5 protein-coding genes, 1 rRNA gene and 1 pseudogene are annotated in these 3,150 nt (G+C 36.3%); all 7 read right to left on the reverse strand.

The annotated features are described in order from the left end of the window. Positions 1-412: 412 nt before the first annotated feature. Positions 413-1,155 (reverse strand): annotated as a pseudogene (locus ACEN4I_RS13215) (DUF554 domain-containing protein). 165 nt (positions 1,156-1,320) lie between these two features. Continuing rightward, positions 1,321-1,476, reverse strand: a complete 156-nt coding sequence (locus tag ACEN4I_RS13220; protein WP_407097722.1) for a hypothetical protein — start codon at positions 1,474-1,476, stop codon at positions 1,321-1,323. 55 nt (positions 1,477-1,531) lie between these two features. Then, positions 1,532-1,681 (reverse strand): hypothetical protein, encoded by a 150-nt coding sequence (locus ACEN4I_RS13225; RefSeq protein ID WP_407097723.1) that lies wholly within the window; start codon positions 1,679-1,681, stop codon positions 1,532-1,534. A 28-nt stretch (positions 1,682-1,709) separates the two neighbouring features. Next, complete coding sequence (locus ACEN4I_RS13230) at positions 1,710-2,018, reverse strand: hypothetical protein (protein WP_407097721.1); 309 nt, start codon at positions 2,016-2,018, stop codon at positions 1,710-1,712. Between the two features lie 230 nt (positions 2,019-2,248). Then, positions 2,249-2,554, reverse strand: a complete 306-nt coding sequence (locus ACEN4I_RS13235) for a PIG-L deacetylase family protein (RefSeq protein WP_407097720.1) — start codon at positions 2,552-2,554, stop codon at positions 2,249-2,251. Between the two features lie 3 nt (positions 2,555-2,557). Next, entirely contained in the window at positions 2,558-2,698 is a 141-nt protein-coding gene (locus ACEN4I_RS13240; protein WP_407097719.1) for a hypothetical protein, read from the reverse strand. A gap of 365 nt (positions 2,699-3,063) precedes the next feature. After that, positions 3,064-3,150, reverse strand: a 5S ribosomal RNA gene (rrf, locus tag ACEN4I_RS13245); the annotation flags it as partial.

The following is a 3,150-nucleotide window of genomic DNA, read 5'->3' on the forward strand; positions in this document are numbered from 1 at the left end:
GCTCATTAATTGATTGCTAGCGAATAAATATTCACTAATTTGTTTGTTTTGGCACTTGCCAAAACTTCCTTACACGTTTGGTTCGTCTTACTTTGTTTAGTTTTCAAAGGTCTAATTTCGTTTGCGTTGTCGCTGTGACAACTTCTTAATAATACCAGAGCGTTGACTCAATGTCAACAAGTTTTTGAAATTATTTTTTATTATCTTCCGAAACGTTTGAACAACGTCTCTGTGACAACTTCTATATATTATCATCTATTTTAATATGCGTCAACAGTTTTTCAACATTTTATTTCAAAAAAGCACAATTCTTTTTACTACTATAAAAAAAAGCCCTTCTAAATAAAGATTTTAGAAGGACTAAATATGCATTTTAAGTATGTAAAATGTATTTTTTACCACTATTTTAAAGTTAAAACATTGGAACCAGCCAATTTGTCCAGATGTAGCTCAGCGATATGACTAACAGCATAGCAAGTATCATATCGGCAACAGGGAATTCTTTTACTTTCATCATTCTAAACTCAGTCGCTATCATCAATAAACCTCTTGCAGCTTTAAAGTCATTGATCATAACTGGGGACGCCATTGGAAAAACAACTTTTGCCAACAAGAACAGGACAAGGAAGATAACAAATTGTGGAATTGCAATAATCGAAACAACATATCCTAAATTTACTGCAAATATAGCTGCTGTAAAGAAATCTAAAATAGATTTTGAAAATAGAATCGTACTGCCGCCTGTCATCCCAGCATCTAATGATCCATATATTCCTGTTCCGCTTGCACAAAACAGTACAATTACAGTTGTTAATTTAGAAATATATTCTGCAGGATCCATTCCATGTTTTGGTGTCTTAAACAAAGTAGTAATTGTCTTTTCCATCAATACGCCGCTCTGATTGATCCAAGTTCCTAAATGCAATATTAGACCTAAGTCGGTTCCTAATACTTCTGCAGGCATGTTTTCCATAATTCCTAACGTAAATATCCCAATCGATAAAGAACAAACTCCAAAAATGAGTGTGATCTGTGTTTTAAAATGAGGGCTCAGATATTTCCCAGCTAGTCCTCCTACATACCACCTAATGCAACTGACAACACATTCACAATAATCCCAATAGGCCTGGCATTCTCCTCTTTTCCTAAAGTCATTTACTAATTCCCTATGTATCTATAATACTGCCATCATTTCTATCTGAATGTGGACGCCCGTTTTTAACGACTGAACACTTGTATGGCGGGCTGGACGATTAGAAGAATCAGCAAGCATGTTGAGTCAAGCTGTATATAATTGCTTTTTATAGAATTTATCTGTTATCAGTTCGCTAAGAAGTGCAATATTCTCTGTACTGCCCCTGCTTTTTCTACTATTTCTTCGAGATAATTAAAAATTAAATCCGTTTCTTCTTCAATTGTTTCCGGTATCTTTCCTGTCTCAGGATATGTCCCCATTACAGCTGAAGTAAATACCATATTATTTACCTTAACAGCAGTTGGAATAGGCTTTTTGAGAGAAGAACCGCTTATCTCAAGTAGCAGATAAGTTTTCTATTTTGACAACGACTACACCATCGTCATCTGCCATAATCAAATCCCCACCACGAACGATTTGTCCAGCACAATTGGCCGGTGTATTTACCCATCCGCCTTTTCTTTTAAAGGTTCCGTTTGAATAAATATCTCTTGTTCGAACTGGAAATCCTAATTCACGAAGTCAACTCTACATCGCGAGTTGCAGAATCAATAACAATGCCTTGAATACCTCGTTTAATTAGAGCTGTAACGATCAGTTCTCCAACCATCCCGCCTATATAGTTGTCAGTTGTTGTGGTAATCACTAGAATATCACCTGGTTGGCACACTACGATCGCTGCATGAACCACTAAATTATCTTCAGGAGGACAAATTACGGTTACAGCAGGACCTACGATTTTTTGTCCTTGCGAGATAGGAAGAAGGTATAGCAGCATCAAGCCTGTTTTTTCTTGCGCTTCATAAACAGTCGATACATCCATTTCACGATAAGCTGTTAAAATTCCCTCAGATGGACGAGAAATGTTTTTTTACAATGTATTTTTCCATTAGTTAAACACACCTCCTACATATGGGAAGAAGTGGGTGAAGGTTTCTGTATATTGGTATTCATTTTTACGAGAACAACGGCGAGCTTGGTTCCCTCTGCTCAATGCTTTCGCACTGTAATAATCAATCAAATGTTTTTGAGATTTGAAGCAGTTCATTGCAGCTACTTTTGCTCATAAGTTTCTGTAATATCAATGATGACTTCCGGTTTGAAATCACTGATCTCAGCTTGATGTGGTTCAAATCCAAATATACTGCTTTGTTTGCTTCGTTTCATATCTTCTAAACGAACACCGTTTGAAGTAGAGAGTACACTTGCTTCAAACACAAAATTCGATACCAATTCATGATCTGGATTAAAAGCATCTTTAGGACCATGAGTCAAAATCACATATGGTTGTACTTCTCTGATTTTATGCAACATTCTTTCTTTATCTTGGCCAATCACGCTCAGATGGTAATCTTGCAAGTCCTATATTTCATAATCTTTCACGCTTAAATGTTTCGTTGCTTCTTCAATTTCTTGACGACGGTTCTTTTTGACGTTTTCCATCGTTTGATCTGGGTCGTTCCATAAATCATTGCTCTCCAACAGCGAAGGTAACAGATTCATTTTTATATTTAATTCTCTACATGCCTAATATTTAAACAAAGAAGCTCGTACTTTCATTTAATTTAGGAGTTAATATTTCCACATGAGTATAAGGAACAGATTGCTTAGCAAAATCAATAAACAATTCTCATTAATGCTGCAGAAGATAATAAGCCCGTAACCATGAACTAACAAGCACTACTGTTGGTTTGGCTACGGGCTTTTGTATTTTGAGAATGTTCTTTAATCTTTTTAATGGAAAACGTGTAGTTCTGTAGGAACGATATTTTTGGCCAGCAAGAACCCATATATTCAAAAAAATATCTTGAATTTTATACCAATTGATTGTACAAAAAAAGCACCATCCGAAGATGATGCTTTCGATTGCGCGGCAACGTCCTAGTCTCACAAGGGGAAACCCCTCACTACCTTCGGCGCTAAGAAGCTTAACTACTGTGTTCGGCATGGGAACA

Origin of the sequence: Desemzia sp. FAM 23990, from assembly GCF_045528485.1 — a bacterium.
Classification (GTDB): domain Bacteria; phylum Bacillota; class Bacilli; order Lactobacillales; family Carnobacteriaceae; genus Desemzia.

What these genes read in the sequence shown, in the direction of transcription:
- ACEN4I_RS13230 (WP_407097721.1), bottom strand. Translation starts at nt 2,018, where the DNA reads ATGGATGTATCGACTGTTTATGAAGCGCAAGAAAAAACAGGCTTGATG.
- ACEN4I_RS13240 (WP_407097719.1), bottom strand. Translation starts at nt 2,698, where the DNA reads ATGAATCTGTTACCTTCGCTGTTGGAGAGCAATGATTTATGGAACGAC.
- ACEN4I_RS13220 (WP_407097722.1), bottom strand. Translation starts at nt 1,476, where the DNA reads ATGGTATTTACTTCAGCTGTAATGGGGACATATCCTGAGACAGGAAAG.